1 protein-coding gene is annotated in these 1,804 nt (G+C 72.1%); it reads left to right on the forward strand.

Annotated elements, in window-relative coordinates; genetic code table 11:
- Nucleotides 1–42: 42 nt before the first annotated feature.
- Complete coding sequence (locus ACWGH4_RS34825; RefSeq protein WP_453467881.1) at nucleotides 43–1,665, forward strand: N-acyl-D-amino-acid deacylase family protein; 1,623 nt, start codon at nucleotides 43–45, stop codon at nucleotides 1,663–1,665.
- Nucleotides 1,666–1,804: the final 139 nt, after the last annotated feature.

Raw genomic sequence — 1,804 nt, forward strand, 5'->3', positions numbered from 1 at the left:
ACCCGCACCCACCCCCCGCCGCGCCCCCCGAAAGGCACCCCCATGCACCTCGTCATCCGCGACGCCCGCGTCATCGACGGCACCGGCGGTGCCTCCTTCCGCGCCGACGTCGGCATCCGCGACGGCCGTATCGCCGAGATACGCAAGGAGGGCACCGGCCCCCGCCCCACCGCCCCCCGCGTCCTCGACGCGGACGGTCTCGCCCTCGCCCCCGGCTTCATCGACATGCACGCGCACTCCGATCTGGCGCTGCTGCGCGACCCCGACCACTCCGCGAAGGCCGCCCAGGGCGTCACCCTCGAGGTGCTCGGGCAGGACGGACTGTCGTACGCGCCCGTCGACGACGACACCCTCGCCGCGGTGCGCAAGGCCATCACCGGCTGGAACGGCGACGGCTCCGACATCGACTTCGACTGGCGGTCGGTCGGCGAGTACCTGGACCGTCTCGACCGGAACTTCGGCGGCCAGGGCATCGCGGTGAACGCCGCGTACCTGATCCCGCAGGGCACCGTGCGCATGTACGCGATGGGCTGGGAGGACCGCCCCGCCACCGACGCCGAGCTCACCCGCATGAAGCAGTTGGTGGCCGAGGGCATGGCGCAGGGCGCGGTCGGCATGTCGTCCGGTCTGACGTACACGCCGGGGATGTACGCGAACGACTCGGAGCTGGCGGAGCTGTGCCGGGTCGTGGCCCAGTACGACGGCTACTACTGCCCTCATCACCGCTCCTACGGCGCCGGTGCGCTCCAGGCGTACGAGGAGATGGTGAACCTGACCCGCGAGGCGGGATGTGCCCTGCATCTCGCGCACGCCACGATGAACTTCGGTGTGAACAAGGGCAAGGCGCCCGATCTGCTCGCGCTGCTGGACGACGCGCTGGACGGCGGCGCGGACATCTCCCTGGACACCTATCCGTACACCCCCGGCTGCACCACGCTCGTGGCGATGCTGCCGAGCTGGGCGGGCGAGGGCGGCCCCGACGCCGTGCTGGCGCGGCTGCGGGACGACGCCACGGCCGAAAGGATCCGGCACCACCTGGAGGTCGTCGGGTCCGACGGCTGCCACGGCGTACCGATCGAGTGGGACACCATCGAGATCTCCGGAGTGAGCGACCCGGCTGTCGCGGGCCACGTCGGCCGGACGATCCAGCAGTCTGCCGACGAGCGCGGCGAGGCACCTTGGACGACCGCCCGGCGGCTGCTGATCGAGGACCGGCTCGGCTCGACGATCCTCCAGCACGTCGGCCACGAGGAGAACGTGCGCCAGATCATGCGCCACCGGGTCCACACCGGAGGCAGCGACGGCATCCTCCAGGGTGACAAACCGCATCCTCGGGCCTACGGCACGTTCCCGCAGTACCTCGGCCGGTACGCGCGCGAGCTGGGCATCCTGTCGCTGGAGGAGACCGTCGCGCATCTGACGTCCCGCCCGGCCGCCCGGCTGCGGCTGCCCGACCGGGGTCTGGTCCGCGAGGGGTACCGCGCCGACCTGGTGATGTTCGACCCGGGCACGGTGGCGGCGGGTTCGACCTTCGAGGAGCCGCGCACGCTGCCCGTCGGCATCCCGCACGTACTGATCGACGGCCGGTTCGTCGTCGAGGACGGCGTCCGCACGGACGTGCTCGCCGGCCGCGCCGTACGCCGCACGCCCCGACTCGCGGGCTAGGGTCTCTCGTTTGGATCACGCCGGGCTCGCGGGGTCTGGCACGCACGCTCGCCGCGTTGTCGTCGGTCGGCATGGCTCCGCCATGCCTCCCTCCTCCGCCTTGCGATCGCACGCACCAGACCCCGCTCCCTGATCCGGC

Source organism: Streptomyces sp. NPDC054847, from assembly GCF_053610925.1.